A 25,951-nucleotide genomic window follows, 5' to 3' on the forward strand; every position below is an offset into this window, starting at 1 on the left:
CCAATTCGCCGGTTTCCTTTGCTTGCATGGCCCCTTCCCCCTCCCCCCGCCTGGCCTCCATCGACCAGCTTCGCGGCACCGTGATGCTGCTGATGCTGCTGGATCACGTGCGCGAGACCTTCTTCCTGCAGTACCAGGTGAGCGACCCGATGGATGCGGCCAGCGTATCCCCTGCCCTGTTCGCCTGCCGCCTGCTGGCCCATCTGTGCGCCCCTGTATTCGTGCTGCTGACCGGCCTGTCGGCCTGGTTGTACGGCCAGCGCCAGGCCGACCCGCGCCGGGCCACGGCCGCCTTCCTGCTCAAGCGCGGCCTGTTCCTGGTGGTGCTGGAACTGACCCTGGTGAGCTTCGCCTGGACCTTCCAGTTCCCGCCGGACACGCTGTACCTGCAGGTGATCTGGGCGATCGGACTGAGCATGATCGCGCTGGCCGGCCTGCTGTGGCTGCCGCGCCCGGCCCTGCTGGTGCTGGGCGTGCTGCTGGTGGCTGGCCACAACCTGTTCGATGGCGTGCGGGTGGACGGCAACGGCGTGCTGGCGGTGCTGTGGAAGGTGCTGCACCAACGCGACTGGATCGACGCCGGGGTGATGCGCCTGCGCACCTCCTACCCGGTGCTGCCGTGGATCGGGGTGATTGCACTGGGCTATCTGATGGGGCCGTGGTTCGCCCGCGACCGCGACCCGGCGCAGCGCCAGCGTTGGCTGCTGTGGGCCGGCCTGGGTGCGCTGGCGGCCTTCGCCCTGCTGCGTCTGGCCAACGGTTATGGCGAAGCGCCGTGGCAGTACCAGGACAGCGCGCTGCGCACCTGGATGAGCGTGTTCAACGTGACCAAGTACCCACCGTCGCTGCAGTTCCTGCTGCTGACCCTGGGCATCGGTCTGGTGCTGCTGCGCCTGTATGAGTGGGCGCCGCTGGCCCGCGTCCTGCAACCGCTGGCCGATATCGGCGCGGCACCGATGTTCTTCTACCTGCTGCACCTGTACGTGCTGAAGCTGATGTACGTGGCCGCGCTGGCGATATGGGGGCCGACCCACGGCCGCCTGTACGCGCTGGATTCGGTGGCGGGCCTGCTGCTGGTGGCCTGTGCGCTGGCGGTGGCGCTGTACCCGGCCACGCGCGCGTTCGGGCGGTTCAAGGCGCGCCGGCGCGATCTGGCCTGGCTGCGCTACCTGTAAACGGTAGCGCCGGGCATGGCCCGGCGCTACCCGGCGCGTGCCTGCGGCACGCGCCTATAATCCGCCGATGAATTCCACCGCGATTGCTTCCGACGATTTCCTGGGCCACCCCAAGGGCGTCTACGTCTGCTTCTTCACCGAAATGTGGGAGCGCTTCTCCTTCTACGGCATGAAGGCGCTGCTGCTGCTGTACCTGACCAAGTACCACCTGTTCGGTGACAAGGCCGGTCTGGACCTGTTGGGTGCCTACGGCGGCCTGGTCTACTGCATCCCCGTGTTCGGCGGCATGCTGGCCGACCGCTGGCTGGGCATGCGCCGGGCGGTGCTGTTCGGCGGCATTTTGCTGGTGCTGGGCCATCTGGGCATGGCCTTTGAAGGCCACGCGGCGTACCGGGTGAACGGCGAAGTGGTGCGCGATACCTCGGCCCTGGCGGTGACCTATCTGTCGCTGGCGCTGATCATCATGGGCGTCGGCTTCCTCAAGCCGAACATTTCCACCATCGTCGGCAAGCTCTATCCCAAGGACGACCCGCGCCGCGATTCAGGCTTCTCGCTGTTCTACGCCGGCATCAACCTGGGCGCGCTGTTCTCGTCGCTGGTCTGCGGCTTCCTCGGCGAGGCCTACGGCTGGAAGTACGGCTTCGGCGCCGCCGGCATCGGCATGCTGGCCGGCCTGGCCATGTTCCTGTGGGGGCAGAAATACCTGCACGGCCACGCCGAGCCGCCGCAGCCGGCCGCACTGAAGGAAAAAGTGCTTGGCCTGCCGCGCGAATGGCTGATCTATCTGTGTGCGGTGGTCGGCGTGCTGCCGGTCGCCTGGCTGATGTGGGCCGCCGGCAATGGCGCCTTCGCGCTGGGCGGTGAAATCAGCCTGGCGCTGATGCTGATGCTGGTGGTGCTGGGCGGCGTGCTGGTCTGGTTCGCCTGGTTCACCGGCACGAAATGCACGCCGGTGCAGCGCCAGCAGATGATCGCGCTGATGGTGCTGATCTTCATGGCGCTGGTGTTCTTCACGATGTACGAGCAGTCTTACGGCTCATGGGTCACCTTCACCGACCGGCTGCTGACCAAGGACATCGTGCCGGCGCTGGTGATCACCGATGGCACGCCGCTGCCGTGGTCGATCCTGTCGCTGCTGCTGGCGCCGTTGGGCTTTGTGGTCAGCGCGCGCCTGGCCGAACGCCGCCCCGGTTCCAACGCACCGCGGGCGTTCTTCATCGCCATCGTGGCGCTGATGCTGGTGCTGCTGGTGCGCGACTGCCTGGTGATTCCGCAGACCGCCGGTTCGCTCACCTATCTGGGCGGGCTGTTCCTGGTGCTGCTGGCGCCGGCCTTTGCCGCGCTGTGGACCTGGATGGACCGCCGCGGCTGGGAACCGGGCAAGCCGGTGAAATCGGCCTGGGGCCTGGTGATCGGTGCGCTGTCGTTCGTGCCGCTGGCGCTGGCCGCGCAGCAGGTGGGCGCTACCGGTGAGATGGCCAGCGTGTGGTGGCTGGTGTTGGCCTACTTCCTGCTGGCCAGTGGCGAGATGTGCCTGTCGCCGGTGGGTCTGTCGGCGGTGACCCAGCTGGCCGTGCCGCGGGTGATGAGCCTGATGATGGGCACCTGGTTCCTGGCGACTGCGTTTTCGGAAACGCTGGCCGCACTGTTCGGCAAGCTGGCCGCGATCGAGGTACCCGAAGGCGAATCGCTGGACATGGCCGCCGCCGCCGGTGCCTATGCGCACCTGTTCTGGCTGCTGATGTGGATCGGCCTGGGCTGTGCGGTGGCGGCCTTCATCGCCGCGCCGCTGCTGAAGCGGATGATGCACGGGGTCAAATGACCCCGTGCGCAGGCGCCGCACGCAGGCGGACACCCTGTCCACGCCGCGATTACAGGTGCGGCCGCTGCGCCGCTGCCAGCGTGGGGCGCGTGCATGGAAAAACGGCACCGTTGCCGGTGCCGTCGTAGCCACTACCTGGGAGAGAGTCAGGACGTGGATGCAGGGGGCGTGCGCGGTGGGTCAGTGGACCCCGCGCACCGCCAGGGTCAGGGCCAGGATGCTGAGGATCACGGCGATGGTGCCGTCCAGTACGCGCCAGGTGCTGGGCTTGGTGAACAACGGCGCCAGCAGGCGCGCGCCCAGGCCCTGCGCGGTCAGCCACAGGCAGCTGGCGGTCACCACGCCGGCGGCGAAGGCCATGCGTGCATTGCCGAAGTTCTCGGCAATCGAACCGATCACCATCATGTCCAGCCAGAAGTGCGGGTTGATCAGCGAGAAGCCCACGGCGGCCATCAGCACCGCGCGGCGGCTGCCGTCATCGCTGTCGGCCTCGCCCATGCCACCGCCGCCGGCAATCGCGCGGCGCGCCGACTTCATCGCATACCAGGCCAGGAAGGCCACGCCGGTCCACAGCACCGCCGTGGTCAGCCACGGCAGCGCCGAGGTGAGCGTGCGCAGGCCGGCCACGCTGGCGAAGATGAAGATCGCATCGATGGCCGCGCAGGTGGCCACCACCGGCACGATGTGCTTGCGCAGGATGCCCTGGCGCAGGATGAAGGCGCTCTGGGCACCAACCACGGCGAACAGGCCGATGCCGGTGGCTGCACCAGAGAACCAGGCACCGAGGCCGGTGCTGGCGGAGATGACCGAGAACATGGGATTCACTGCCTTGTCTTGCTGGGGGGACGGTGCCTCGCGAAGGCGGACAGCACCGGAACGAGCGCCATTGTCGCGCCGCAACATGAAAAAGACGAGCTAAACTTACTAAACCAACATTAGCGGAGCTTAATTGGATGCGCATCGACCACGCCCAGCTGCGGGCCTTGGCCGCGGTGATCCGCGAAGGCAGCTTCGACCGCGCCGCGCAGGCACTCAACGTCACCCCATCGGCCATCTCGCAGCGGGTAAAGGCACTGGAAGACCGCATCGGCCGCCTGCTGGTGAAGCGCGGCACCCCGGCCACCGCCACCGCCGAAGGCCAGTTGCTGGTGCAGTTGGCCGAGCAGACCGCCCTGCTGGAGCACGACGCGCTGCACCGCATGGGCCTGGCCGACGAGGACCTGCCCCAGGCCAGCATCCCGGTGGCGGTGAACCATGACAGCCTGGAAACCTGGTTCCCGCAGGCCGCGCATGCCTTTGCGCAGGGCACCGGCACCACCCTGGACCTGCGCGTGGAAGACCAGGACCACACCGTGGAACTGCTGCGCCAGGGCACCGTGCTGGGTGCGGTGACGACCCTGGACGAGCCGGTGCAGGGCTGCCAGATCCATGCGCTGGGCAGCATCCGCTACGCCGCCACCTGCACCCCGGAATTCCGCGACCAGCATTTCGCCAAGGGCGTGACCGCGCAGGCGCTGGCGCAGGCGCCGGTGCTGGTGTTCAACCGCAAGGACGACATGCAGGCGCGCTTCGCCCGGCGCATGGCCGGCGACGAGCTGCCCGGCACCGCACCCACCTGGTGGATTCCTTCCACCCGCGCGTTCGTGCAGGCCAACCTGGGCGGCCTGGGCTGGACCATGAACCCGCTGCCGCTGGTGAAACGGCATCTGGATGCCGGTCGGCTGGTCTATGTGCGCCAGCGCGCCTGGGAAGACGTGCCGCTGTACTGGCAGCACTGGAAGGGCGATGTGCAGACCATGGCACTGCTGACCCGCGCCGTGCTCGATGCATCAACCGCATTGGTGCGGCGGAAGCGCTGAGGCGGCCCGGGGGCGTATCCACCCATGGGGTGGATCTACCACCGGGTTGAGCCACCCGATGTGCGGATGCGCGCGTACCCAGTAGATCCACCCCATGGGTGGATACGCGGCCACGGAAAACACGACGAATCTGTGCCAGCATCGCCGCAACCGACCTTGAGGGGCTGGGCGATGGGGACCGATCCGCTGTTCCTGCATATCCGCGTGGTGATGGGCATCATCCTGGGCCTGTCGATCACCACCCTGCTGAAAGGGCTGGCGCAGATCATCGAGCACCCGCAGCGGCGCGGCTGTTCGGCGCTGCACCTGTGCTGGGTGGCATGGACCCTGGTGTCGCTGGTGACATTCTGGTGGTGGGAATTCCGCCTGATCGAGGTGCACCGCTGGACGTTTGAAACCTATCTGTTCGTGATCGCCTACAGCGCGACGTGGTTCCTGCTGTGCGCGCTGCTGTTCCCCGATGACCTGCGCGACTACGGCAGCTACGGGCATTACCTGCTGCAGCGGCGGCGCTGGATCTTCGGCGTGATTGCGGTGCTGACCCTGCTCGACCTGGTGGATACGGCGATCAAGGGGCGCAGCCGCTGGCAGTTGCTGGGCGAGGCCTATCCGCTGCACTCGGCGCTGATGCTGGTGGTCTGCGTGCTGGGATGGAACCTGCGCAGCACCCGTGCGCAGTTGCTGCTGGCGGCGGTGGCGCTGGTCTACCAGATTGGCTATTTCGCGGCGGAATACTTCACTATTGGCAGCGATTGAAGGGGCCCGCCAGGCATGGCCTGGCGCTACCAAAGGAACATGCATGACGATCCACTTCCGCCCCGCCCTGCCCGATGACGCGGCTGCCTGCATCGAACTGCGTGGGCGCACCCGTGAAAATGCCTTCAGTGCCGCGCAGCTGGCCGAGCTGGGCATCACCACCGAGAGCTGGGCCGCCGGCATCGCCGGGGGCGACTTCATCGGCCGCATCGCCGAGGACGAGGGCAGTGTGATCGGCTACGGCTTTGCCGACCGCGACAGTGATGAGGTGCTGGTGCTGGCCCTGCTGCCGGACTACGAAGGCCGCGGCATCGGCCAGCGGCTGCTGCGGGAGGTCGTCGAACTGGCACGCGCTGCGGGGCACGAGCGCCTGTTCCTGGCGTGCTCGGCCGATCCGCGCTCACGCTCGCATGGGTTCTACCGCCACCTGGGGTGGCGGCCGACCGGTGAGGTGGACGAGGCCGGGGACGAGATCCTGGAGCTGGTCTGAGCCCGGACCGCCGGGCAGGGTCCGGCGCGACCGACGCCGGGCGGCCGGATGCTGCGTTGCACCAAATCCGGACCCGAAAGGGTTAGAATCCGCCCCGTGGATGCTGCAAGGCGTTGTTTCTTCACGCCCTTTCCCTACCCGGCGCGCATCCTGAACCCCTTCCCCACGCCATAAGTCACCCCCATGAAGAAATTTGGCAAGGCCCTTCTCGCCCTGCTCGTGCTGCTGTTGCTGGTGGCCGCGCTGTTCCTGTACTGGCCGCTGACCCAGCGCTCGGTGCCGGCTGCGAGCAACGACAAGCCCGTCGACGTTGTCCTGGTCGGCGGCGGCATCATGAGCATCACCCTGGCCACCTACCTGCAGGAACTGCAGCCGGACTGGAACATCCAGGTCTATGAACGCCTGGACGGCGTGGCCAACGAGAGTTCGGACGGCTGGAACAATGCCGGCACCGGCCATTCGGCCTTCGCCGAACTGAACTACACCCCGGAACTGCCCGATGGCAGCATCGAGACCAAGCGCGCGGTCGGCATTGCCGAAAGCTTCGAGGTCTCGCGCCAGTTCTGGTCGCACCAGGTGAAGGAAGGGCGGCTGAGCCAGCCCAGCGACTTCATCAACCCGACCCCGCACATGAGCTTCGTCTGGGGCGATGACAACATTGCCTACCTGCACAAGCGCCAGCAGGCGCTGGTGAAGAACCCGCTGTTCTACGGCATGCAGTACTCGGAAGATCCGGCACAGATCAAGCAGTGGGCGCCGCTGCTGATGGAAGGCCGCGACCCGAAGCAGAAGGTGGCCGCCACCTGGATGCCGCTGGGCACCGACGTCAACTTCGGCGTGATTACCCGCCAGCTGACCGCCGGCCTGCAGCGCAGCCCGAACTTCAAGCTGCACCTGAACCATGAAGTGAGCGCGCTGCGGCAGAACGCCGACAAGAGCTGGAACGTGACGGTGAAGGACCTGAAGGCCAACACTGAAACCACCACCCACGCGCGCTTCGTCTTCATCGGTGCCGGTGGCGCCGCGCTGAAGCTGCTGCAGATGTCCGGCATCCCCGAATCGAAGGATTACGCTGGCTTCCCGGTGGGTGGCCAGTTCCTGGCCTTCCAGGGCCAGGACGTGACCTCACGCCATGGCGTGAAGGCCTACGGCATGGCCGAAACCGGTTCGCCGCCGATGTCGGTGCCGCACCTGGATGCGCGCAAGCTGGATGGCAAGCCGGTGGTGCTGTTTGGACCGTTCGCGCTGTACAGCACCAAGTTCCTGAAGCACGGCTCGTGGTGGGACCTGTATTCGTCGGTGAACCACAACAACGTTGGCCCGATGCTGGAAGTGGGCAAGGACAACCTGGACCTGGTGCAGTACCTGATGGCGCAGGCGCGCCTGAACGATGCCGATCGCCAGGCCGAGCTGGTGAAGTACTTCCCCAACGCCAAGCCGGGTGACTGGAAGCTGATCACCGCTGGCCAGCGCGTGCAGATCATCAAGCGCGACCCGTTGAAGGGGCCGGTGCTGCAGTTCGGCACCGAGATCGTGACCGACAAGGACCACACCATCGCCGCGCTGCTGGGTGCGTCGCCGGGGGCGTCGACCTCGCCGCCGATCATGCTGGACCTGATGGCCAAGGCCTTCCCGGAACAGATGAAGGCCGGCTGGGAAACCCGTCTGCGCGAGATCGTGCCCTCCTACGGCCGCAAATTGAATGAAAGCGCGGCGTTGACCAACGAGATCCGCACGCTGACCAGCCAGGCCCTGCACCTGCCGTACCTGGAAGTGCCGGCCGATGCGGCGGCGGCCCCGGCGGTCGTGCCGGCGGCCCCGCCTGCCCCGGCAGCGGCGAAGGAAAAGCGCAACGCCAACGAGGAGCTGCAGGCGCTGTAAGCCTGCCAGTTCCCTTGCGGTAAAGACGGACGGCCACCTTCGGGTGGCCGTCCGCGTTTGTGGGCTGGAATGGGGTCAGAGCCATTTGCCCGCGGCAAAGGGATCTGACCCCGCCGAGGCCCCGATCATTGTCACGAATTGTAATGTTGTTAAGAACGATTTACATTTGCACCCCGCGCAACTGACCTGCGCCCTCCCGCAGATGGACCTGACCCCGCCCGACGCCGCCGCTCGGGTGCCGGATGACTGTTGCGCCCGCCATTCCCCTTCACCCTCGAGCCCCTCATGTCCCTCTACGCTTCCCGCCTGCCCCGCCGCGCGCCGCTGTCGGCCGCGCTGCTGTCCGTCCTGATCCTGTCGGCTCCCTCGGCGTTCGCTGCCGAAGCTGCCGCCGATGCGTCCGACGCCAAGACCCTGGACAAGGTGAGCGTGCGCGCCGACAAGGCCGCGCCGGCCAGCACCACGCGCCTGCCGATCACCCTGCAGGAAACCCCGCAGTCGTCCACCGTGATCGGCCTGCAGCGCCTGCAGGACGAATCGCTGTTCAGCATCAACGACGTGATGCGCAACGTGACCGGCGTCAGTGTGTCCTTCTATGACACCCAGCGCCCGCTGTACTACGCGCGCGGTTTCGCCATCACCGACTTCCAGGTCGATGGTATTCCCACCTACAGCGGCTCGACCAACCAGGAATACGACACTGCCTTCTACGACCGCGTGGAAGTGATCCGCGGTGCCAACGGCCTGCTCAGCGGCGCCGGCGTGCCCTCGGCCACGGTGAACCTGCTGCGCAAGCGCCCGGGCAAGGAATTCGATGCCTCCTTCGCGGTCAGTACCGGCAGCTGGGACTACCGTCGCATGGAAGCCGACGTGAGCGCGCCGCTGACCAGCGACGGCCGCTTCCGCAGCCGCGTGGTGGCTGCCTATACCGATCGTGATTTCTATTACGACCGCTACAAAGAAAACAAGATGGCCGGCATGGCCGTGCTGGAAGGCGACGTGACCGACAGCACCACGGTCACCCTGGGCTACCAGACCCAGGACAACAACCCGGTGGGCTCCACCTGGGGCACCGTGCCGTTCTTCGACAGCCAGGGCAACTTCGCCCACCTGCCGCGCTCGACCAACCTGTCGCCGAAGTGGAGCTACTGGCAGCGCGAAACCAGCACCGTGTTCGCCAACCTGGAACAGCGTTTCGGCGACGACTGGCTGCTGAAGATCAACACCGCCTACACCCGTGGCAACGTGCAGAACGTGCGCCTGTACGGTACCGGCAACCCGAACCCGGCGAACGGCTCGGGCATCTTCCTGCGCGCCGCCGCCGGCGATGCTGAAGACACCCGTCGCAATGTCGATGCCTACCTGACCGGCACGTTCGAACTGTTCAACCAGCAGCATGACCTGACCTTCGGCGCGCAGTGGGCCGACCTGGAATCGACCACCAACACCACCACGCTGAACTTCCCGAGCGACTGGGCGCGCTGCGGCAGCGACCGCTGCTACTACATTCCCAACGTCTACGACTGGAACGGTGACATTTCCGAGGTGACCTACACCCGCACCGGCGCGCGCCGCGTGGCCAAGACCACACAGAGCGGTGTGTACCTGGCTGCGCGCCTGCATCTGGCCGACCCGCTTTCGCTGATCGCCGGCGCACGCCTGAGCCGCTGGGAAACCCGTACCCGCGCCTTCAATGCGGCCGGCACGTACACCGGCACCAGCGGCGCCTACAAGGTGACCGACGAAGTGACCCCGTACGTGGGTCTGGTCTACGACATCACCCCGAACATCTCTGCGTATGCCAGCTACACCGAAATCTTCAATCCGCAGAACTACAAGGACAAGAACGAGAACCTGCTGGCACCGGTGCAGGGTTCGAACCTGGAAGCGGGCCTGAAGACCCAGTGGTTCGACGGACGCCTGACCGCCAACGCCGCCGTGTTCGAGGCCAAGCAGGACAATTACGCGGTGCGCGACATGAGCGTGCCGGACAACTCGCTCAGCGATGGCACCTCGGCCTACATCGGTGTGAACGGCACCAAGGCACGTGGCTGGGAAATGGACGTGAACGGCGAGATCCTGCCGGGCTGGACGGTCAACGCCGGCTTTACCCACGTAAAGGTGACCCGCGCCGCGACCGACCTGCTGTATGCCAACCCTGCCGAGGACCTGCTGCAGATCAACACCCAGCTGCGCCTGCGCGGCGCCCTGGAACGCCTGAGCGTGGGTGCTGGCGTGCAGTGGCAGAGCAAGGTGCAGGGCTACAACGTGCCGTACCCGGTACCGGTTGGAGCAGGTGCCACGGTCACGGTGAACCAGCCGGCTTATGCGCTGGTGCAGTTCAACGCCAACTACCGCATCAGCGACAACTGGACGGCCACGCTGAGCGTGCGCAACGCGCTGGACAAGACCTACTGGGCCAACCTGGACTACAACAACTACGGCGAACCGCGCTTCGTGGCCGCCAGCCTGCGCTGGAAGTTCTAAGCCAGGCACCGGGGTCGGATCCCTTTCCGCAGGAAAGGGCTCTGACCCCGCCATGTAGAGACCCATGGTCTGGGTCAAGACCAGAGGTAGCGCCGGGCCATGCCCGGCGGAAATTCACCGCCGCCAGCGGCGGACGAGCAGGAATCCGGCGCAGTAGGCCCAGGTCATGAACGCACTGACGAACAGCCACAGCCAGGTCCACGCCACCGCACGCGGGTAATCGGCGGGAATGAGCAGCAATGTGGCGACGCTGGCTGCAACTGAAACACCGCCGATCAGTATCCGGCGCTTCAGTCGCGACAGGCGTGCGGCACGCGCATCGGTGTCCAGCGATGACAACGTCTGCAGGACCTGATCGACACGCGCACGCGAGCGCACCTCATCATGGCGGGCCAGCAGACGGCGGGCATTGAACCCGGCGATGCCTGCGAACAGCACCGGCAGGCCCCAGGCCCACAGCACGGGCGGCTCGCCACTGACCGCCTCGCCAACCAGCAGAACCAGCGCGTACAGCGACAGCAGGCCGAAGGCGAATGTGCGGACCACCCAGCGCGTGCGTGCCATGCCGGCAACCAGATTCCCGATATCCATGCGTGTGTCTCCCCGTGGACGGCCGGTCGATGCCGGTGAAGAAGCCCGAGCGTACAAGGGATGCGGGGAAGATGAATACGCCTGGCGGTCCGCCGCCCCCGGATTTGCTGCACTGCGAGTTGCAGCCCCGTCCATAATTATGTCGTAATTATTCCAACGCCAATCGGAAGCCGGTCGATGAACCCGAGCTGGGACACGTTGGAACGCAGCCGCCAGGCCCGCCTGGAACGGGCCGCACCCTGGGCCAGGGGCCGCGAGGTCGCCGCCGCGGATGTGGCCGAACTGCTGCACGCCCTGCTGGAACCGGGCGACAAGGTCTGCCTGGAGGGCAACAACCAGAAACAGGCCGACTTCCTCGCCCAGGCGCTGGCCGACCTGGACCCGGCGCGGGTGCACGACCTGCACATGGTGCAGTCGGTGCTGTCCCTGCCCTCGCACCTGGATGTGTTCGAGCGCGGCATCGCCTCGAAACTGGACTTCTCGTTCTCCGGCCCGCAGTCGGTGCGGCTGGCCAACCTGGTGGCCGAAGGGCGCATCCAGATCGGTGCCATCCACACCTACCTGGAACTGTTCGGCCGCTACTTCATCGACCTGACCCCGCGCGTGGCCCTGGTGGCCGCGCAGGCCGCCGACCGCCAGGGCAACCTGTACACCGGCCCGAACACCGAAGACACCCCGGTGATCGTCGAAGCCACCGCATTCGGCGGCGGCATCGTGATCGCCCAGGTCAATGAGATCGTCGACACCCTCCCCCGCGTCGATATTCCCGCTGACTGGGTGAACTTCGTGGTGCAGGCACCGCGGCCGAACCATATCGAGCCGCTGTTCACCCGCGATCCGGCGCAGATTTCCGAAATCCAGGTGCTGATGGCGATGATGGCCATCAAGGGCATCTACGCCGAGTACGGAGTGAACCGCCTCAACCACGGCATCGGCTTCGATACCGCCGCCATCGAACTGCTGCTGCCCACCTATGCCGAATCACTGGGCCTGAAAGGAAAGATCTGCCAGCACTGGGCGCTGAACCCGCACCCGGCACTGATTCCCGCCATTGAATCGGGCTTCGTGAAATCGGTGCATTCCTTCGGTTCGGAACTGGGCATGGAGAAGTACATCGCCGCGCGTGGCGATGTGTTCTTCACCGGCGCGGACGGTTCGATGCGCTCCAATCGCGCGTTCTCGCAGACCGCCGGCCTGTATGCCTGCGACATGTTCATCGGCTCGACCCTGCAGATCGACCTGCAGGGCAACAGCTCCACCGCCACCCGCGACCGCATCGCCGGCTTCGGTGGCGCACCCAACATGGGCTCGGACGCACGCGGCCGCCGCCACGCCAGCGACGCCTGGATCAAGGCGGGCCAGCAGGCCGCGCGGCCCGGCGAGATGCCGCGCGGGCGCAAGCTGGTGGTGCAGATGGTGGAAACCTTCCGCGAGCACATGGCGCCGGCCTTCGTCGAACGACTGGACGCCTGGGAACTGGCCGAGCGCGCGGACATGCCGCTGCCGCCGGTGATGATCTACGGCGACGACGTCAGCCACGTGCTGACCGAGGAAGGCATCGCCAACCTGCTGCTGTGCCGCACGCCGGAGGAACGCGAACAGGCGATCCGCGGCGTCTCCGGCTACACCGCCGTCGGCCTCGGCCGCGACCGCACGATGGTGGAAAACCTGCGCGACCGTGGCGTGATCCGTCGCCCCGAAGATCTCGGCATCTCACCGCGTGATGCCAGCCGTGACCTGCTGGCCGCGCGCTCGGTGAAAGACCTGGTGCGCTGGTCCGGCGGCCTGTACGACCCGCCCAAGCGCTTCCGCAACTGGTAAGGGACTGAGCATGGAAACCCTCGACTATCGATTCGACGGCCGCACCCCCGTGCAGTTCCCGCGCGATGCGGTGCTGGTGGGCGTGCTCGCCTCGGGCAATCTGGAAATCCTGCTGGAGCCCGCCGCGCAGAACGGGGCGATGACGGTGCGCATCATCACCGCCGCGCAGGGCTTCGGCACCATCTGGCAGGCGGTCATCGCCGATTTCGCCCAGCGCCATCCCCTGCGCGACGTGCGCGTCTCGATCAACGATGCCGGTGCGACCCCGGCCGTGGTCAGCCTGCGCCTGGACCAGGCGGTGGAAACCCTGCTGGCCGGAGGCACGCCATGAGCCACGTGCAACGCCACAGCTATTACGAAGCCGATGCACGCGAACGCATCGCCGGCCTGGTCGATGCGGGTTCGTTCCGCGAATTCCTCGGCCCCGCACGGCGGGTCATGAGCCCGCACCTTGCCCAGCTCGACCAGCCGGCCGCCTTCGATGATGGCATCGTCGTCGGCGAAGCCACGCTGCAGGGCAAGCGCGTGCTACTGGCCGCGCAGCAGGGTGAATTCATGGGCGGTGGCGTCGGCGAAGTGCACGGCGCCAAGCTGACCGGCCTGCTGCGCCGCGCAGCCGAAACACGGCCCGAGGGTGTGCTGTTGCTGCTCGATACCGGCGGCGTGCGCCTGCACGAAGCCAATGCCGGCCTGATCGCAATTTCCGAAATCATGCGCGCCACCCTGGGCGCCCGCGCCGCGGGCGTACCGGTCGTGGCGCTGATCGGCAGCGGCAACGGCGCGTTCGGCGGCATGGGCATCGTCGCCCGCTGCTGCACCACCGTCATCATGTCCGAGGAAGGCCGGCTGTCGCTGTCCGGGCCGGAAGTGATCGAGACCGTGCGCGGCGTGGAGGAGTTCGATTCGCGCGACCGCGCACTGGTCTGGCGCGTGACCGGCGGCAAGCACCGTTACCTGATCGACCAGGCGCAGGTGCTGGTGCCCGACGCCATCGAAGCCTTCGCCCGCGCCGCTGCGGATGCATTGCAGGCCGACACCGTCAGCGCAGATACCGACGCTGCGCTGGCCGCCCTGCAGGCCCGCCACGCCGCGTTGAAGGCACGCGTGCAGGCCTGGGGCGACTGCCGCGATGGACTGGAGATCTGGGCCCGCCAGGGCATCGCCGAGCCCGAGCGCCTGCCGCTGCTGGACACCGACGCCTTCCTTGCCGCCACCGCCGACCGGAGCCTGCCATGAGCGCCCCGCTGCAGACCCTGCTCGACGCCCTGTTCCCGCACGGCCACCGCATCGACATCGACGATTCGGTGCTGACCGGCACGGCAACCACCGACGACGGCGAAGTGACGGTGATCGGCACCACCGACCGCATCGAGGTCGGCGTCGACCATGCGCTGGCACTGGCCGAAACCGTGCTGGCCAGTACCGCCGCACACCCGCAGCGAGCGATCGTGATGCTGGCCGACACCGCCGGCCAGCGCCTGGCCCGTCGCGATGAACTGCTGGGCATCAACGGTTACTTCGGCCACCTCGCGCAGACGATCGACCTGGCCCGCCGTCGTGGCGCGCGCCTGGTCACCCTGGTCTACGGCGAATCGGTGAGCGGCGGCTTCCTGTCCTTCGGCCTGATGGCCGACCACATCCATGCCCTGCCCGATGCACAGGTGCGGGTGATGGACCTGCGCGCGATGGCGCGGGTGACCAAGCAACCGCTGGAAAAACTGCAGGCGCTCAGCCAGAGCTCGCCGGTGTTCGCACCGGGCGTGGCCAACTACGTGTCGATGGGCGCGGTCGAATCGCTGTGGGACGGTGACCTCGCCCAGCACCTGCTGCAGGCGCTGCGCACGCCCAGCGACGGCGACCTGCGTGCCGCACGCGGCGCCAAGCGTGGTGGCCGTGCGTTGGCGGCCGATGTCTGCACTGCGGTGGCCCGCGGCGATGCCTGACCGGCCCGCCCGCCACACGCTGGTCTGGCTGTCGGCCAATGCCGACTGGCGGGCCGACGTGGCCGCGTGCGAGCCGCGCCTGGCGGCGTGGTTCGCGCAGGGGCTGCCGGCGATGGTGGCGCGGCGCGCCGTGGATGATCCCGACCCGCGCCTGCGGCTGGGTGTACCGCTGCCGCCCAGCGAAGGCAAGCAGCGGCTGGCGCTGCGCGTACCGGTGCAGGACGTGCTGCACCAGCAGCCGCCGCCGATGCTGGAAGCCATCCTTACCACCGGCGTTGCCAACGACTGGCAGGCCGCACTGCACGCACTGGCGCGCCTTGCGCCGGCCCGTGTGTTCGGCGCCTTCGCCTGGCAGCACCTGAGCGGCCTGCCCTATGTGCACGCCGCATCGGACATCGACCTGCTGTGGCAGGTTGGCGCCACGGCGCAGGCCGATGCGCTGGTGGCACGCCTGCAGCAATGGGAAGCCGAGCACGGCCGTAGGGTGGATGGCGAACTGTGCCTGGCCGACGGCGGCGCGGTGAACTGGCGCGAATACGCCGGCGGTAGCCGCCAGGTGCTGGTCAAACGCCTGGAAGGTGCCGCGCTGGAAGCCCGTGACCGGCTGTTGGTGGCCACCGGGGTGGCTGCATGAGCGCCCGCGCCCATGCTGACTTCCACGTCGCGCGCCGCGTCGACAGCGCGCGGCTCGGCCGCCTGGCCATCGCCAGTCTGCATGCGGAGCTGGCCTGCGCACCCAAGCCGGGCCTGGTCACTCCGTTCGATACCGGCAGCCATGACGACATGGATGCCGGTACGTTCCTGCGCAGCCTGTTCGCGCTGCGCCACTATTTCACCGCGATTGCCGACGCCGGTGCCGCTGATGCGCCGTTTGCCAGCCTGCGCGCGCACGGCATCGCCGCCGAGCACGCGATGCTGCGCGCCACCGGCGGCGTCAACACCCATCGCGGCGCCATCTTCAGCCTGGGCCTGCTGGTGGCTGCTGCCGCACGCTGCTGCCGCCAGCAGGGCCAGCCCGCGCCGGCAGCGCAGGTCTGCCTGGCCGTGCAGCACTGGGCCGATGCGTTCGCCGCTGCGCCGCTGGATGCGAACAGCCCCGGCCAGCGTGCGCGCCGTCGCCATGGCGTGCCGGGCGTGCGCGAACAGGCCGCCGCCGGTTACCCCGTGCTGCGCGAGCTGGCCGTACCGACCCTGCGCCATGCCCTGCACAACGGCCTGCCGCGTAATGCGGCGATGTGCCAGACCCTGATGCAGCTCATCGCGCAGGTCGATGATCTCAACCTGCTGCATCGTGGCGGCGCCGACGGCCTGGCCTGGGCGCAGCAGCAGGCGCGCCGCTTCATCGAGGCGGGCGGTGCCTTCGCACTCGGCTGGCAGGCACGCCTGCACGATATCGGCGAGGGCTTCGTCGCGCGCCGCCTGAGCCCGGGTGGCAGCGCCGACCTGCTGGCCTGTAGCTGGTTCCTGCTGCAGCAGGAGCGCGCATGAGCCTGGCCCTACTCTGCCCCGGACAAGGTGCGCAGCACGCGGCGATGTTCGACCGCGTGCGCAAGCTGCCCGCGGCCAGCGACGTACTGGCGTCGGCCAGCGCTGTGCTCGGCCGTGACGTGTTCGCGGCCGCCGCCGACCAGGCACGCTTTGACAACGCGCTGGCGCAGCCGCTGCTGTGTGCCGCGACGCTGGCGCACTGGCAGGGCCTGCGCGACGCGTTGCCGGCACCGCTGCTGGTAGCCGGCTACAGCATCGGTGAACTGGCCGCCCATACGGTCGCCGGCAGCGTTGATGCGAACACCTGCCTGGGCCTGGCCGCGCAGCGCGCGCGGTTGATGGATGCCGCCAGCCCTGCCGATGCGGGCATGCAGGCCATGCTGGGGCTGGAGCGCCACACCCTGCAGCCGCTGTGTGATGCACACGGTGCACATGTAGCCATCGCCAACGGCCGCGATCACTTCATCGTCGGCGGCACGCAGGCCTCCCTGCAGGCCTTGGCCGATGCCGCGCGCGCGCAGGGTGCGGAGGTCCGCCCGCTGCCCGTGCATGTGCCGGCCCACACGCCACTGCTGGCCAGCGCGGTGGCACCGTTTGCCACCGCGCTTGTTGCCTCGTCGCTGCAGGCCCCGCGCCTGCCGCTGCTGGCCGGCATCGATGCGCGCCCGGTGCGGGATCGCGCAGCGGCGGTGCACACGCTGTCAGCGCAGCTGGCCCAGACCATCGAGTGGGCGCAGGTGATGCGCCAAGCCTTCGAGCGCGGCGCGCGGGTATTCCTGCAGCTGGGCCCGGGCAATGCACTGGCGCGCATGGTGGCCGCGTCCTACCCCTGCTGCCAGGTGCGCGCGGTGGAAGAGTTCCAGGGCCTCGACGGCGCAGCGGCATGGGTCCGCAGCGCGCTGGAGCGGCTGCAGTAACGGGTTCGAGCAGTACGTATCACGCATCACGCAGTACGACGCCTTACCCCGGGATGGCGGGTCTCCATCCGAGCTGTACCCGAGTCACGTGTCTGGGAGGGCGCATGAGTCCACAAATCGCAACGATCATCGGTCTGGTGATCATGTTCATCGTCGCCACCGCGATGCCCATCAACATGGGTGCGGTGGCCTTCGCCCTCGCCTTCATCATCGGCGGAATCTTCGTCGACATGGGTGGCAAGGACGTGCTCGCCGGCTTCCCCGGTGACCTGTTCCTGACCCTGGTCGGCATCACCTACCTGTTCGCCATCGCACAGAAGAACGGCACCATCGACCTGCTGGTGCACTGGGCGGTGAAAGCCGTGCGTGGCCACATCGTGGCCATTCCGTGGGTGATGTTCGTCATCACGGCCGTGCTGACCGCGTTCGGCGCGCTGGGCCCGGCCGCGGTGGCGATCATCGGCCCGGTCGCGCTGCGCTTTGCCAAGCAGTACAACATCAACCCGCTGATGATGGGCCTGCTGGTGATCCATGGTGCGCAGGCCGGTGGTTTCTCGCCGATCAGCGTGTACGGCAGCATCACCAACGGCGTCGTGCAGAAGGCCGGCCTGGAAGTGACCGAAATGGCGGTGTTCCTGACCAGCCTCGGCTTCAACTTCATGATGGCGATCATCTGCTTCCTGGCCTTCGGTGGCATCGCGCTGATGCGTCGCGGTTCGATCACCGCCACCGGTGGCGTGGGCAACGCCGAGCTCGCCATGGCCGGTGGCCCGCAGGCGTCGTCGCGGCAGTTCGCCATCGAAGGCCACGGTGCGCTGGTCGCCGCCGGTGGTGGCACGCTGTCCAATGACCCGGCCGCGCTGGATGCGGTGGGCTTCACCCGCGAGCGTCTGTTCACCCTGATCGGCCTGCTCGGCCTGGGCGTGGCCGCGCTGATCTACAACCTCAATGTCGGCCTGGTGTCGATCACCGTGGCGGTGGCGCTGGCCCTGCTGTCGCCGCAGAGCCAGAAGGGTGCGGTCGATGGCATCAGCTGGTCCACCGTGCTGCTGATCTGCGGTGTGGTGACCTACATCGGCGTGCTCGAACATGCCGGCGCGGTGGACTTCATCGGCCATGGGGTTTCCAGCATCGGCATTCCGCTGCTGGGTGCGCTGCTGGTCTGCTACGTAGGCGGTATCGTGTCCGCCTTCGCCTCGTCGGCGGCGGTGCTGGGTGCGACCATTCCGCTGGCCGTGCCGTTCCTGATGCAGGGCCACCTGGGTGCGGCCGGCGTGATCTGCGCGCTGGCAGTGTCGTCCACCATCGTCGACGTCAGCCCGTTCTCGACCAACGGCGCGCTGGTGGTGGCCTCGGCCGCGAAGGAAGAGCGCGAGACGCTGTTCCGTCGCTTCCTGGTGTACAGCGGCCTGGTGGTGGCGTTCGGCCCGCTGCTGGCCTGGCTGGTGTTCGTGGTTCCCGGCTGGATGTAAGTGCGCAGGCCGTGCCGGACAACCACCGGCACGGCCTGGCGTTACACTCTGCACATGGCCATCGCCCCTGCTCCGCGTTCACCGAAGAAGCGCGCACCTCTGTACGAAGAGGTGGCCGAGCATGTGCGCGAGCGGATCTACGATTACCGGCTTCCGCCGGGCGAATGGATCGACGAACCCGCGCTGTGCGAGGAACTGGGCATCAGCCGTACGCCGCTGCGCGAGGCGTTGAAGCTGCTGGCCGCCGAAGGCCTGGTGCAGATCGATGCCGGCCGCGGTGCGCGGGTCACCCGGCTGACTCTGGAAGACCTCAACCAGCTGTTCCCGGTGATGGCGATGCTGGAGGGCCGCTGCGCGCATGAGGCGGTCAAGCACATCGATGACGCCGGCGTGCAGCAGCTGGAAGACCTGCATGCGGCGATGGAAGCGGCTGCCGCCAACGGCAACATCGCCGAGTACTACCGCAACAACTACCTCATCCACGAAACCGTGCAGCACTACGCCGGCAACCCGTGGCTGATCCGCATCACCCACGACCTGCACCGCATCCTGAAGATGCACCGTGGCCGCCAGCTGCTGGCCCCCGGCCGCACCGCGCAGTCGCTGGCCGAACACCGCGAGCTGATGGACTGCTTCCGCAACCGCGATGCCGCGGCCGCCGAGCGCACCATGGAACGCCACCTGCTGAGCCAGGGCCAGGCGCTGGCCGCGTACGTGGCCGATGGCGGGTTGTTGAACGTGCCCGCACCGCTACCGACCGAAGGCGGCGGCTGACGGCGGCTGACCGCTGTTCCGTGGCCCGCCACCACAAACCACCGCTGACCGCTGTTCTGTCGCCCTCCACGACAAACCACGGCTGACCGCTGTTCTGTAGAGTCGAGCCATGCTCGACTGCTCCTGAAAAGCAGTCGAGCATGGCTCGACTCTACAGAATGCCTGCGCCTCAATCGCCGCAGCTGCCACCATCGCCCCCACCACTGTCACTGCTGCAGTCCGATCCTCCATGGCTGTGGCTGCTGTGGCTGTCACTGGAATAACTGCCCGAGGAATCGTAGCTGCCACCGCCACTGCCATCGGCCCGGCTGCTGGACCCTTCGGCCGTGGCCGCGGCCATGCACAGGATCGCCCCGACCAGTGGCAGCAGCCAGACCAGCAGCAGCTGCACCATCCGTCCCACCACCGACACGTCGTCGCGCCGTACCACCACATACGTGGCGACCACGTTCAGGCCCAGCACCAGAGCGATAAGGACCAGGGTGACAACCAGCATGGCGCAGCTCCTTGCGCAGGGGGTGGCGGCATTATGCCCCCCGCCGCGGCCCCGGTTCGCCCTGCCTGTCATGAAGATGGGACAATGTAGGGCGCGCCGGCCCAGCCCCGTGGGTCCGCCGGTCCCTTGCACCACACGGAAGAAGAAGAAGAACAACAACATGCTGAAAGTCATTTTCGATACGGATCCGGGCGTCGACGACGCGCTGGCCCTGCTGTACCTGCACAAGCACCCGCAGATCGACCTGGTGGGCGTGACCACCACCTTCGGCAACGCCTCGGTGGAATCGACCACGCACAACGCGCTGTTCCTGAAGCAGGCCTGGGGCTTTGCGGCCCCGGTCGCGCGCGGCGCTGCCGGCCCGCTGCAGCCCGAAGCCACCCCGGAAGCCTGGCCGGTGCACATCCATGGCCACAACGGCCTGGGCAACCACCCGGTGCCGGCTGCGCTGGATGTGGCCGCCGATGCGCGCCCGGCCCACCAGCTGATCATCGACCTGGTCCGCGCCCACCCGGGCGAAGTGACCCTGATCGCGGTCGGCCGCATGACCAACCTGGCCCTGGCCCTGCAGCAGGCCCCGGACATCGCCGGCCTGGTGCGCGGCGTAGTCCTGATGGGCGGCGCCTTCCACGTCAACGGCAACATCACCCCGGCCGCCGAGGCCAACATCTGGGGCGACGCCGAAGCGGCCGACATCGTGTTCACCGCGCGGTGGCCGGTCACCGCCATCGGCTTGGACGTCACCACCCGCGTGGAAATGGACCGTGACGGCCTGGACAAGCTGGCCGCCATCGGCGGTGCCGATGCCGAGCTGGTGCGTGCGCTGTCGCAGGATTACGTGGACTTCTACATGCAGGCCGGGCACAAGGGCATGGTCGTGCACGACTGCTGCGCCTGCATCGCCCTGACCCGCCCGGAGCTGTTCCAGTTCGAGCGCGCCAGCGTGCGCGTGGCCACCGACGGCGTGGCCCGCGGCATGACCATCCCCAAGCCGGAAGGCTTGGCCTTCGGCCCCAGCGTCTGGGATGGCCACGTGCTGCAGTCGATCGCCATCGGCGTGGATGCACCGGCCGTGCTGGCCGACATCGAGCAGACCCTGGCGGTCTGATCGCCTAGCGCTTGGCCCTGCCCGGGGTCGTCTCGGGCAGGGTCCACAGCACCGGCAGCACCAGCACCGCCACCAGCGCGATCATCGCGCCCGGCGCCGCCGCCCAGCCGCTGCGTTCCACCCACCACTGCGCCAGCCACGGTGTGGCACCGCCGAACACCGCCGTGGCCATGGTCACACCCAGTGCCAGCCCGCTCACCCGGCCCTCGCCCGGGAACTGCTCGGCCGTGGCCGGTGCCGCCACCGCGCTCACGCCGCCCGCCACGCAGGCCAGCACCACCGCCGCCAGCGCGATGCCCAGCGGCGCGGCTTGGGCCATCCAGCCGAACATCGACAGCGGCAGCAACGCCGCCAGCACGGTCAGCCCCAGCAGCAGCGGGCGCCGCCCGAAGCGATCGGACAGCAGTCCGCACAGTGGCGTGATGGCGATGACCGCCACGGCCGCGACTGTCGACAACCACAGCGCATCGCCTTCATCGTGCCCCTGCGCATGCAGGAAGGCCGGCACATACGTGATACCCACGTAGTAGGTGATCGAACCGAGTGCGGAGATCGCGAAGGTGCGCGCCACCGCGCCGGGATGGTTGCGCAGCACGTGGCGCAGCGGCGTCGCCGGAATGCTGCCCTCGCGACGCTGGCGCTCGAACTCGGGCGATTCGTGCATGCCCGAGCGCGCGATCAGGATCACCAGCGCCAGCGCGGCACCCACGAAGAACGGAATACGCCAGCCCCAGCCATCCAGCTGCGCCGGCGTGAGCAGCACCACCGTCACCGCGGAAATCGCCACCGCCAGCAGCGCGCCCACTTCACTGGCGGCCGACGCCAGCGAGGTGACCAGACCGCGCCGCCGCGCCGGTGCGCTTTCCAGCAGGTAGGCCACCACGCCGGTGTATTCGCCACCCACGGAAAATGCCATCACACAACGCAGCACCAGCAACAACACACCGGCAGTGGTACCTGCCGTCGCTGCGGTCGGCAGCAGTGCCGTGGCCAGCATCGCCGCCGCCATCAGGGCCATCGAGGCCAGCAGCATCCAGCGCCGACCAAGGCGATCGCCGAGGTGGCCGAAGCACAACGCGCCCAGCGGACGCATCAGATAGGAGACCGCGAACCCGGCCAGGGTGACCAGCATGGCCTGCTCGCCGCCACCGAAGAACACCCGCGACAACACGGTGGCGAAATACAGGTACAGGGTGAAGTCGTACCACTCCACCACGGTGGACAGGCCGGCCACCCAGATCGAGCGCTGCCGCGCCGCCGTCATTTCATTCATGGCCGGAGGGTGTCACGCGCGGGGTGACGGCGCGGTGCATCTGCAGCCGGGGTCGGATCCCGTTCGGCAGGGATAGGCTCCCTGACCCCATCAGGCGCCACGTGCAGCGCGATAAGCGCTGTAGGCGTCCACGATCGTCTGCATCCGGGCCCGCTGCTTCGCGCCCATCGGCACCCGCTGCACACGCTTGTACAGGGTTTTCCACATGTACCCGGAACGGAAGAAGTACGGCCGCACTTCCAGGAAGGTCAGTACCACATCCACGATGTTCGGCTCGTGCCGGGCCAACTCCTGCAGGGCATGGTCGTAGCCACCGGGAAACGCCAGCTGCGGGTAGCGCTGGTTGAACTCCGCGCACGCATCCGCATGTCGCAGCTTCTCTTCGGGCCCTCGCCAGCGCAGTGCGGCCGTCTCGCGGATGAGCTGCTGCAGCCGGTTGATTTCATCCGCGTTGGCGCGGATCAGCTGGTCCATGGGTGCGCGGGTATGGGACATGGTTCCTCACCTGGAGTGCGTAGGGGTCAGAGCCCTTTGCCGGTGGCAAAGGGATCCGACCCATCAGAGTTCAGGGCGCGCGACGCAGGGTGAACAGGGTGATTTCCGAAGGCACGCCGATGCGCGCGGGGAAACCGGCCCACAGGCCAGCGCCGTTGCTCACGTACAGGGTCATGCCATCCACCTCGTAGCGGCCGGAGACAAAACCACCGTTGGCCCGCTTCACCAGCTGGTCCATGCCGATGATCTGCCCGCCATGGGTATGGCCGGACAGCTGCAGCTTCACCCCGCGCGCGGCCGCATCGGCGGCATTGCGCGGGCGATGGTCGAGCAGGATCACCGGTGCGGCCGGATCGGCACCGGCCAGCGCCGCCTGCAGGTCGGGCAGCGGCAGGCCGTAGCGCGCCGCCACCGGGTCGGTGACGCCGGCAATGGTCAGCGCAGCATCGCCGCGCCGCACCTGGGTGTGGCTATTTTCCAGCACCTGCATGTGCAGCGCGCGGAAGGCCTGCATCCAGTCGCTGTACTGCGCGTAGTACTCGTGGTTGCCGGTGATCGCGATCACCCCGTCCGGCGCCTGCAGTTCACCCAGCGGCTGGAAATCATGGCGACGCGCGGCCACGGTGCCATCGATCAGGTCGCCGGTGATCACGATCAGGTCCGGCTTCAGCGCATTGCTTTCGGCCACAACCTGGCGTACCCAGTCGCCGGTCAACAGGCGGCTGGCGTGGATGTCGGTGAGCTGCAGTACGCGGTAACCGTCGAAGGCAGCCGGCAGACCGGCGATGTTCACCTCGACCTGCCGCACATTCGGCACCGCCATGCCCTGACTGACACCGTAACCGCTCAGCAGCAGCGCCAAGCCGGCCGCCAGTGGCCGCAGCATGCGGGCGCGCAGTACTGTCACCACGCGCGGCCAGCGCAGCAGGCGCGGCCAGCGCAGCAGGCGCGACAGCAGCAGGCCCGCATCCATCACCAGCAGGGCCAGCGCCAGCAGCAGCACGGCGGTGGAACCGGTGGCCAGCACAGCGATTGCCAGCTTCGGAATTTCCGGCGAGGCCATCGTGCCCCAGAAGGTGGCGACAATGCGCAGCTGCACCGCCAACGCCACCAGCAGCAGCGACAACAGCGCCTTGGCCCAGAGCGGCAGCCGCAGCGGCCAGAACAGGCGCCAGGCCACGTACAGGCCCATCAACAATCCAACAGTACTCAGCACTACGTGAATCCAGAACGTGGGGGCGGCCATGGTGACCGACCCAGGTGGCAAAAGGTAGCGTCGCGCTTGCTCGACGCTACAGCCGCTGCACGCGCAGGCGGGCGATGCGGCGGGTTTCCATGGCCAGCACGGTGATGCGGAAACCGGCCACGTCCACGCTGTCGCCCACGTCGGGCAGACGCCCCAACTGGTCCAGCACCAGGCCGGAAATGGTCATGTAGTCGGCGCTGCGCGGCAGTGCCGCGCCGGTCAGGCGCTGCAGGTCATCCAGGGTCAGCGCGCCATCGGCCTCCCATTCGTCCTCGCCCTGCGCCACCACGCCGTAGCGCTCGTCCTGGGTATCGGCCAGATCGCCGGCGATGGCCGCCAGCAGATCATTGGCGGTCACCAGTCCCTCCACGCTGCCGTACTCATCCACCGCCACCGCCAGCGGCACCGGATGCTGGCGGATCAGCTCCAGTGCCTGCAATGCGCTGGCGCTGGACAGCACGTACTGCGGCGCGCGCAGATTGCTCTCCAGCTGCAACGGCCGGCCCTGCAGCAGGTCGGCCAGCAGGTCGCGGCTCTGCACCACGCCACGCAGGCTGTCCAGGTCGCCCTCGCCCACCAGCAGTCGTGTATGCGGCGACGCCACCAGCCGCGCCACCACATCCTCGTGGCCCCGGGCCAGGTCGATCCACTGCACGTCGGCGCGCACGGTCATCACGCTGGACACCGGGCGATCGGCCAGGCCCAGCACGCTGCGGATCATCTCGTGCTCGGCCGGTTGCAGACGCTCCTCATCCGCATGTTCCTCCTCCCCGTGACCGTCGTCGTGGCCATTGGCCGGTCGCGCGCCCAGCATGCGCAGCACGGCGTCGGCGGTGCGCTGGCGGAACGGCTGGCGGCGCTCGTTGCGCTCACGGTTGAAGCGCACCCACTGGTTGAAGGCCTCCACCAGGATCGAGAAGGCAATGGCCGCGTACAGATAGCCCTTCGGAATCTTGTAGCCCAGGCCTTCGGCCACCAGGCTGAAGCCGATCATCAGCAGGAAGCCCAGGCACAGCACCACCACCGTGGGATGCTTGTTGACGAAGCGGGTAAGCGGCTTGCTGGCCAGCAGCATCAGCGCCATGGCGATGGTCACCGCGGCGTACATCACGCCCAGATTGTCGACCATGCCGACGGCAGTAATCACCGAATCCAGCGAGAACACCGCATCAAGCACCACGATCTGCGCCACCACCATGGCGAAACTGGCGTAGACCTTCTTGCCATCGTCGTGGTGCTGGCGGCCTTCCAGCCGTTCGTGCAGTTCCATGGTGCCCTTGAACAGCAGGAACAGGCCACCGCCCAGCAGAATCAGATCACGCCCGGAGAAGCTGTGCTCGAACAGCACCAGCAGCGGCTCGGTCAGCTTCATGATCCACGACAGTGCCGCCAGCAGCACCAGGCGCATCAGCAAGGCCAGGGCCAGGCCGATCACGCGTGCGCGATCGCGCTGGTGCGGGGGCAGCTTGTCGGCCAAGATCGCGATGAACACCAGATTGTCGATGCCCAGCACGATTTCCAGCACGATCAGGGTTGCAAGGCCCATCCAGATCGAGGGGTCAGCCAACCATTCCATTTCAGTTCCGTTTGTTCAGTAGTAGGGGAAGAAACATCAGTGCTCAGTCGTCCTGCTGGGCATGGCTGGGGTCGTGCCCCAGCAGATCACCCGGCGTGCACTGCAGCTCGCGGCAGATCGCATCCAGGGTGGAGAAGCGGATGGCGCGCGCCTTGCCGGTCTTCAGGATGGACAGGTTGGCCAGGGTGATGTCGATGCGCCCGGCCAGCTCGGACAGGGTCATGCCACGTGCCTGCAGCATGCGGTCCAGGGTGATGATGATCGCCATCAGCGCGCGCCCA

At 67.7% G+C, this 25,951-nt stretch carries 25 protein-coding genes; 17 read left to right on the plus strand and 8 right to left on the minus strand.

Going from position 1 to position 25,951, the window contains the following annotated elements:
- Positions 1–26 precede the first annotated feature (26 nt).
- Both RTY46_RS01055 and RTY46_RS01060 read left to right on the plus strand, forming a co-directional pair.
- A complete protein-coding gene (locus RTY46_RS01055) occupies positions 27–1,175 on the plus strand; it encodes a heparan-alpha-glucosaminide N-acetyltransferase domain-containing protein (protein WP_312706246.1) in 1,149 nt (382 codons plus the stop codon).
- A gap of 67 nt (positions 1,176–1,242) precedes the next feature.
- The gene (locus RTY46_RS01060) at positions 1,243–2,997 is read left to right on the plus strand and encodes an oligopeptide:H+ symporter (RefSeq protein WP_312706247.1); all 1,755 of its coding nucleotides are present in this window, start codon (positions 1,243–1,245) and stop codon (positions 2,995–2,997) included.
- Between the two features lie 180 nt (positions 2,998–3,177).
- Here RTY46_RS01060 and RTY46_RS01065 read toward each other — a convergent pair whose 3' ends face one another.
- Positions 3,178–3,813: a LysE family transporter gene (locus RTY46_RS01065; protein ID WP_005408523.1), complete on the minus strand. Its 636-nt coding sequence runs from the start codon at positions 3,811–3,813 to the stop codon at positions 3,178–3,180.
- 137 nt (positions 3,814–3,950) lie between these two features.
- On the opposite strand from RTY46_RS01065, the gene RTY46_RS01070 reads away from it, so the two are divergent.
- From RTY46_RS01070 to RTY46_RS01090, 5 genes are all read left to right on the plus strand, one after another.
- Positions 3,951–4,856, plus strand: coding sequence for a LysR family transcriptional regulator ArgP (locus RTY46_RS01070; protein WP_312706248.1), 906 nt, complete (start codon positions 3,951–3,953; stop codon positions 4,854–4,856).
- A gap of 171 nt (positions 4,857–5,027) precedes the next feature.
- Complete coding sequence (locus tag RTY46_RS01075; protein ID WP_312706249.1) at positions 5,028–5,612, plus strand: hypothetical protein; 585 nt, start codon at positions 5,028–5,030, stop codon at positions 5,610–5,612.
- A gap of 43 nt (positions 5,613–5,655) precedes the next feature.
- Positions 5,656–6,102 carry a GNAT family N-acetyltransferase gene (locus RTY46_RS01080; RefSeq protein ID WP_312706250.1) on the plus strand — a complete coding sequence of 149 codons (447 nt, stop codon included), beginning with the start codon at positions 5,656–5,658 and terminating at the stop codon, positions 6,100–6,102.
- A gap of 183 nt (positions 6,103–6,285) precedes the next feature.
- Complete coding sequence (gene mqo / locus RTY46_RS01085; protein ID WP_312706251.1) at positions 6,286–7,983, plus strand: malate dehydrogenase (quinone); 1,698 nt, start codon at positions 6,286–6,288, stop codon at positions 7,981–7,983.
- A 285-nt stretch (positions 7,984–8,268) separates the two neighbouring features.
- Positions 8,269–10,470: a TonB-dependent siderophore receptor gene (locus RTY46_RS01090; RefSeq protein ID WP_312706252.1), complete on the plus strand. Its 2,202-nt coding sequence runs from the start codon at positions 8,269–8,271 to the stop codon at positions 10,468–10,470.
- A gap of 114 nt (positions 10,471–10,584) precedes the next feature.
- Here RTY46_RS01090 and RTY46_RS01095 read toward each other — a convergent pair whose 3' ends face one another.
- On the minus strand, positions 10,585–11,061 hold the full coding sequence (locus RTY46_RS01095; RefSeq protein ID WP_312706253.1) for a hypothetical protein: 477 nt from the start codon (positions 11,059–11,061) through the stop codon (positions 10,585–10,587).
- A gap of 177 nt (positions 11,062–11,238) precedes the next feature.
- Between RTY46_RS01095 and mdcA the strand changes: the two genes are divergently transcribed.
- The 9 genes from mdcA (at position 11,239) to RTY46_RS01140 (ending at position 19,476) form a co-directional block, all read left to right on the plus strand.
- Positions 11,239–12,882, plus strand: coding sequence for a malonate decarboxylase subunit alpha (gene mdcA, locus RTY46_RS01100; RefSeq protein WP_312706254.1), 1,644 nt, complete (start codon positions 11,239–11,241; stop codon positions 12,880–12,882).
- Positions 12,883–12,892: 10 nt separating this feature from the next.
- Complete coding sequence (gene mdcC, locus RTY46_RS01105) at positions 12,893–13,213, plus strand: malonate decarboxylase acyl carrier protein (protein ID WP_312706255.1); 321 nt, start codon at positions 12,893–12,895, stop codon at positions 13,211–13,213.
- Positions 13,210–14,118, plus strand: a complete 909-nt coding sequence (locus RTY46_RS01110; protein WP_312706256.1) for a biotin-independent malonate decarboxylase subunit beta — start codon at positions 13,210–13,212, stop codon at positions 14,116–14,118. The genes mdcC and RTY46_RS01110 overlap by 4 nt, the downstream gene beginning before the upstream one ends.
- Positions 14,115–14,825: a biotin-independent malonate decarboxylase subunit gamma gene (mdcE, locus tag RTY46_RS01115; RefSeq protein ID WP_312706257.1), complete on the plus strand. Its 711-nt coding sequence runs from the start codon at positions 14,115–14,117 to the stop codon at positions 14,823–14,825. Before RTY46_RS01110 ends, mdcE begins: the two co-directional genes overlap by 4 nt.
- Positions 14,818–15,459 carry a malonate decarboxylase holo-[acyl-carrier-protein] synthase gene (gene mdcG, locus RTY46_RS01120; protein WP_312706258.1) on the plus strand — a complete coding sequence of 214 codons (642 nt, stop codon included), beginning with the start codon at positions 14,818–14,820 and terminating at the stop codon, positions 15,457–15,459. The genes mdcE and mdcG overlap by 8 nt, the downstream gene beginning before the upstream one ends.
- Positions 15,456–16,313: a triphosphoribosyl-dephospho-CoA synthase MdcB gene (gene mdcB / locus RTY46_RS01125; RefSeq protein ID WP_312706259.1), complete on the plus strand. Its 858-nt coding sequence runs from the start codon at positions 15,456–15,458 to the stop codon at positions 16,311–16,313. Before mdcG ends, mdcB begins: the two co-directional genes overlap by 4 nt.
- Positions 16,310–17,230 carry a malonate decarboxylase subunit epsilon gene (gene mdcH, locus RTY46_RS01130; RefSeq protein WP_312706260.1) on the plus strand — a complete coding sequence of 307 codons (921 nt, stop codon included), beginning with the start codon at positions 16,310–16,312 and terminating at the stop codon, positions 17,228–17,230. The genes mdcB and mdcH overlap by 4 nt, the downstream gene beginning before the upstream one ends.
- Before the next feature lie 104 nt (positions 17,231–17,334).
- Positions 17,335–18,702, plus strand: coding sequence for an SLC13 family permease (locus RTY46_RS01135; RefSeq protein ID WP_312706261.1), 1,368 nt, complete (start codon positions 17,335–17,337; stop codon positions 18,700–18,702).
- 54 nt (positions 18,703–18,756) lie between these two features.
- The gene (locus RTY46_RS01140) at positions 18,757–19,476 is read left to right on the plus strand and encodes a GntR family transcriptional regulator (protein WP_312706262.1); all 720 of its coding nucleotides are present in this window, start codon (positions 18,757–18,759) and stop codon (positions 19,474–19,476) included.
- Between the two features lie 169 nt (positions 19,477–19,645).
- Here the strand turns inward: RTY46_RS01140 and RTY46_RS01145 are convergent, their stop codons facing one another.
- Positions 19,646–19,972 carry a hypothetical protein gene (locus RTY46_RS01145; RefSeq protein ID WP_312706263.1) on the minus strand — a complete coding sequence of 109 codons (327 nt, stop codon included), beginning with the start codon at positions 19,970–19,972 and terminating at the stop codon, positions 19,646–19,648.
- A gap of 160 nt (positions 19,973–20,132) precedes the next feature.
- Between RTY46_RS01145 and RTY46_RS01150 the strand changes: the two genes are divergently transcribed.
- Positions 20,133–21,080, plus strand: a complete 948-nt coding sequence (locus RTY46_RS01150) for a nucleoside hydrolase (RefSeq protein WP_312706264.1) — start codon at positions 20,133–20,135, stop codon at positions 21,078–21,080.
- A gap of 4 nt (positions 21,081–21,084) precedes the next feature.
- Here the strand turns inward: RTY46_RS01150 and RTY46_RS01155 are convergent, their stop codons facing one another.
- The 5 genes from RTY46_RS01155 to RTY46_RS01175 all read right to left on the minus strand — a co-directional run bounded on the left by RTY46_RS01155 (position 21,085) and on the right by RTY46_RS01175 (position 25,938).
- On the minus strand, positions 21,085–22,344 hold the full coding sequence (locus tag RTY46_RS01155; protein ID WP_312706341.1) for an MFS transporter: 1,260 nt from the start codon (positions 22,342–22,344) through the stop codon (positions 21,085–21,087).
- A gap of 99 nt (positions 22,345–22,443) precedes the next feature.
- Entirely contained in the window at positions 22,444–22,848 is a 405-nt protein-coding gene (locus RTY46_RS01160; protein WP_312706265.1) for a hypothetical protein, read from the minus strand.
- 70 nt (positions 22,849–22,918) lie between these two features.
- On the minus strand, positions 22,919–24,073 hold the full coding sequence (locus tag RTY46_RS01165; RefSeq protein WP_312706342.1) for a metallophosphoesterase: 1,155 nt from the start codon (positions 24,071–24,073) through the stop codon (positions 22,919–22,921).
- 67 nt (positions 24,074–24,140) lie between these two features.
- A complete protein-coding gene (locus tag RTY46_RS01170; protein ID WP_312706266.1) occupies positions 24,141–25,670 on the minus strand; it encodes a TerC family protein in 1,530 nt (509 codons plus the stop codon).
- Positions 25,671–25,713: 43 nt separating this feature from the next.
- Positions 25,714–25,938 (minus strand): helix-turn-helix transcriptional regulator, encoded by a 225-nt coding sequence (locus tag RTY46_RS01175; protein ID WP_312706267.1) that lies wholly within the window; start codon positions 25,936–25,938, stop codon positions 25,714–25,716.
- Between the last annotated feature and the right edge of the window lie 13 nt (positions 25,939–25,951).

Source organism: Stenotrophomonas sp., from assembly GCF_032056425.1.
In the GTDB taxonomy this organism is placed as follows: domain Bacteria; phylum Pseudomonadota; class Gammaproteobacteria; order Xanthomonadales; family Xanthomonadaceae; genus Stenotrophomonas.

What these genes read in the sequence shown, in the direction of transcription:
- RTY46_RS01055 (WP_312706246.1), top strand. Translation starts at nt 27, where the DNA reads ATGGCCCCTTCCCCCTCCCCCCGCCTGGCCTCCATCGACCAGCTTCGC.
- RTY46_RS01060 (WP_312706247.1), top strand. Translation starts at nt 1,243, where the DNA reads ATGAATTCCACCGCGATTGCTTCCGACGATTTCCTGGGCCACCCCAAG.
- RTY46_RS01065 (WP_005408523.1), bottom strand. Translation starts at nt 3,813, where the DNA reads ATGTTCTCGGTCATCTCCGCCAGCACCGGCCTCGGTGCCTGGTTCTCT.
- RTY46_RS01070 (WP_312706248.1), top strand. Translation starts at nt 3,951, where the DNA reads ATGCGCATCGACCACGCCCAGCTGCGGGCCTTGGCCGCGGTGATCCGC.
- RTY46_RS01075 (WP_312706249.1), top strand. Translation starts at nt 5,028, where the DNA reads ATGGGGACCGATCCGCTGTTCCTGCATATCCGCGTGGTGATGGGCATC.
- RTY46_RS01080 (WP_312706250.1), top strand. Translation starts at nt 5,656, where the DNA reads ATGACGATCCACTTCCGCCCCGCCCTGCCCGATGACGCGGCTGCCTGC.
- mqo (WP_312706251.1), top strand. Translation starts at nt 6,286, where the DNA reads ATGAAGAAATTTGGCAAGGCCCTTCTCGCCCTGCTCGTGCTGCTGTTG.
- RTY46_RS01090 (WP_312706252.1), top strand. Translation starts at nt 8,269, where the DNA reads ATGTCCCTCTACGCTTCCCGCCTGCCCCGCCGCGCGCCGCTGTCGGCC.
- RTY46_RS01095 (WP_312706253.1), bottom strand. Translation starts at nt 11,061, where the DNA reads ATGGATATCGGGAATCTGGTTGCCGGCATGGCACGCACGCGCTGGGTG.
- mdcA (WP_312706254.1), top strand. Translation starts at nt 11,239, where the DNA reads ATGAACCCGAGCTGGGACACGTTGGAACGCAGCCGCCAGGCCCGCCTG.
- mdcC (WP_312706255.1), top strand. Translation starts at nt 12,893, where the DNA reads ATGGAAACCCTCGACTATCGATTCGACGGCCGCACCCCCGTGCAGTTC.
- RTY46_RS01110 (WP_312706256.1), top strand. Translation starts at nt 13,210, where the DNA reads ATGAGCCACGTGCAACGCCACAGCTATTACGAAGCCGATGCACGCGAA.
- mdcE (WP_312706257.1), top strand. Translation starts at nt 14,115, where the DNA reads ATGAGCGCCCCGCTGCAGACCCTGCTCGACGCCCTGTTCCCGCACGGC.
- mdcG (WP_312706258.1), top strand. Translation starts at nt 14,818, where the DNA reads ATGCCTGACCGGCCCGCCCGCCACACGCTGGTCTGGCTGTCGGCCAAT.
- mdcB (WP_312706259.1), top strand. Translation starts at nt 15,456, where the DNA reads ATGAGCGCCCGCGCCCATGCTGACTTCCACGTCGCGCGCCGCGTCGAC.
- mdcH (WP_312706260.1), top strand. Translation starts at nt 16,310, where the DNA reads ATGAGCCTGGCCCTACTCTGCCCCGGACAAGGTGCGCAGCACGCGGCG.
- RTY46_RS01135 (WP_312706261.1), top strand. Translation starts at nt 17,335, where the DNA reads ATGAGTCCACAAATCGCAACGATCATCGGTCTGGTGATCATGTTCATC.
- RTY46_RS01140 (WP_312706262.1), top strand. Translation starts at nt 18,757, where the DNA reads ATGGCCATCGCCCCTGCTCCGCGTTCACCGAAGAAGCGCGCACCTCTG.
- RTY46_RS01145 (WP_312706263.1), bottom strand. Translation starts at nt 19,972, where the DNA reads ATGCTGGTTGTCACCCTGGTCCTTATCGCTCTGGTGCTGGGCCTGAAC.
- RTY46_RS01150 (WP_312706264.1), top strand. Translation starts at nt 20,133, where the DNA reads ATGCTGAAAGTCATTTTCGATACGGATCCGGGCGTCGACGACGCGCTG.
- RTY46_RS01155 (WP_312706341.1), bottom strand. Translation starts at nt 22,344, where the DNA reads ATGACGGCGGCGCGGCAGCGCTCGATCTGGGTGGCCGGCCTGTCCACC.
- RTY46_RS01160 (WP_312706265.1), bottom strand. Translation starts at nt 22,848, where the DNA reads ATGTCCCATACCCGCGCACCCATGGACCAGCTGATCCGCGCCAACGCG.
- RTY46_RS01170 (WP_312706266.1), bottom strand. Translation starts at nt 25,670, where the DNA reads ATGGAATGGTTGGCTGACCCCTCGATCTGGATGGGCCTTGCAACCCTG.
- RTY46_RS01175 (WP_312706267.1), bottom strand. Translation starts at nt 25,938, where the DNA reads ATGGCGATCATCATCACCCTGGACCGCATGCTGCAGGCACGTGGCATG.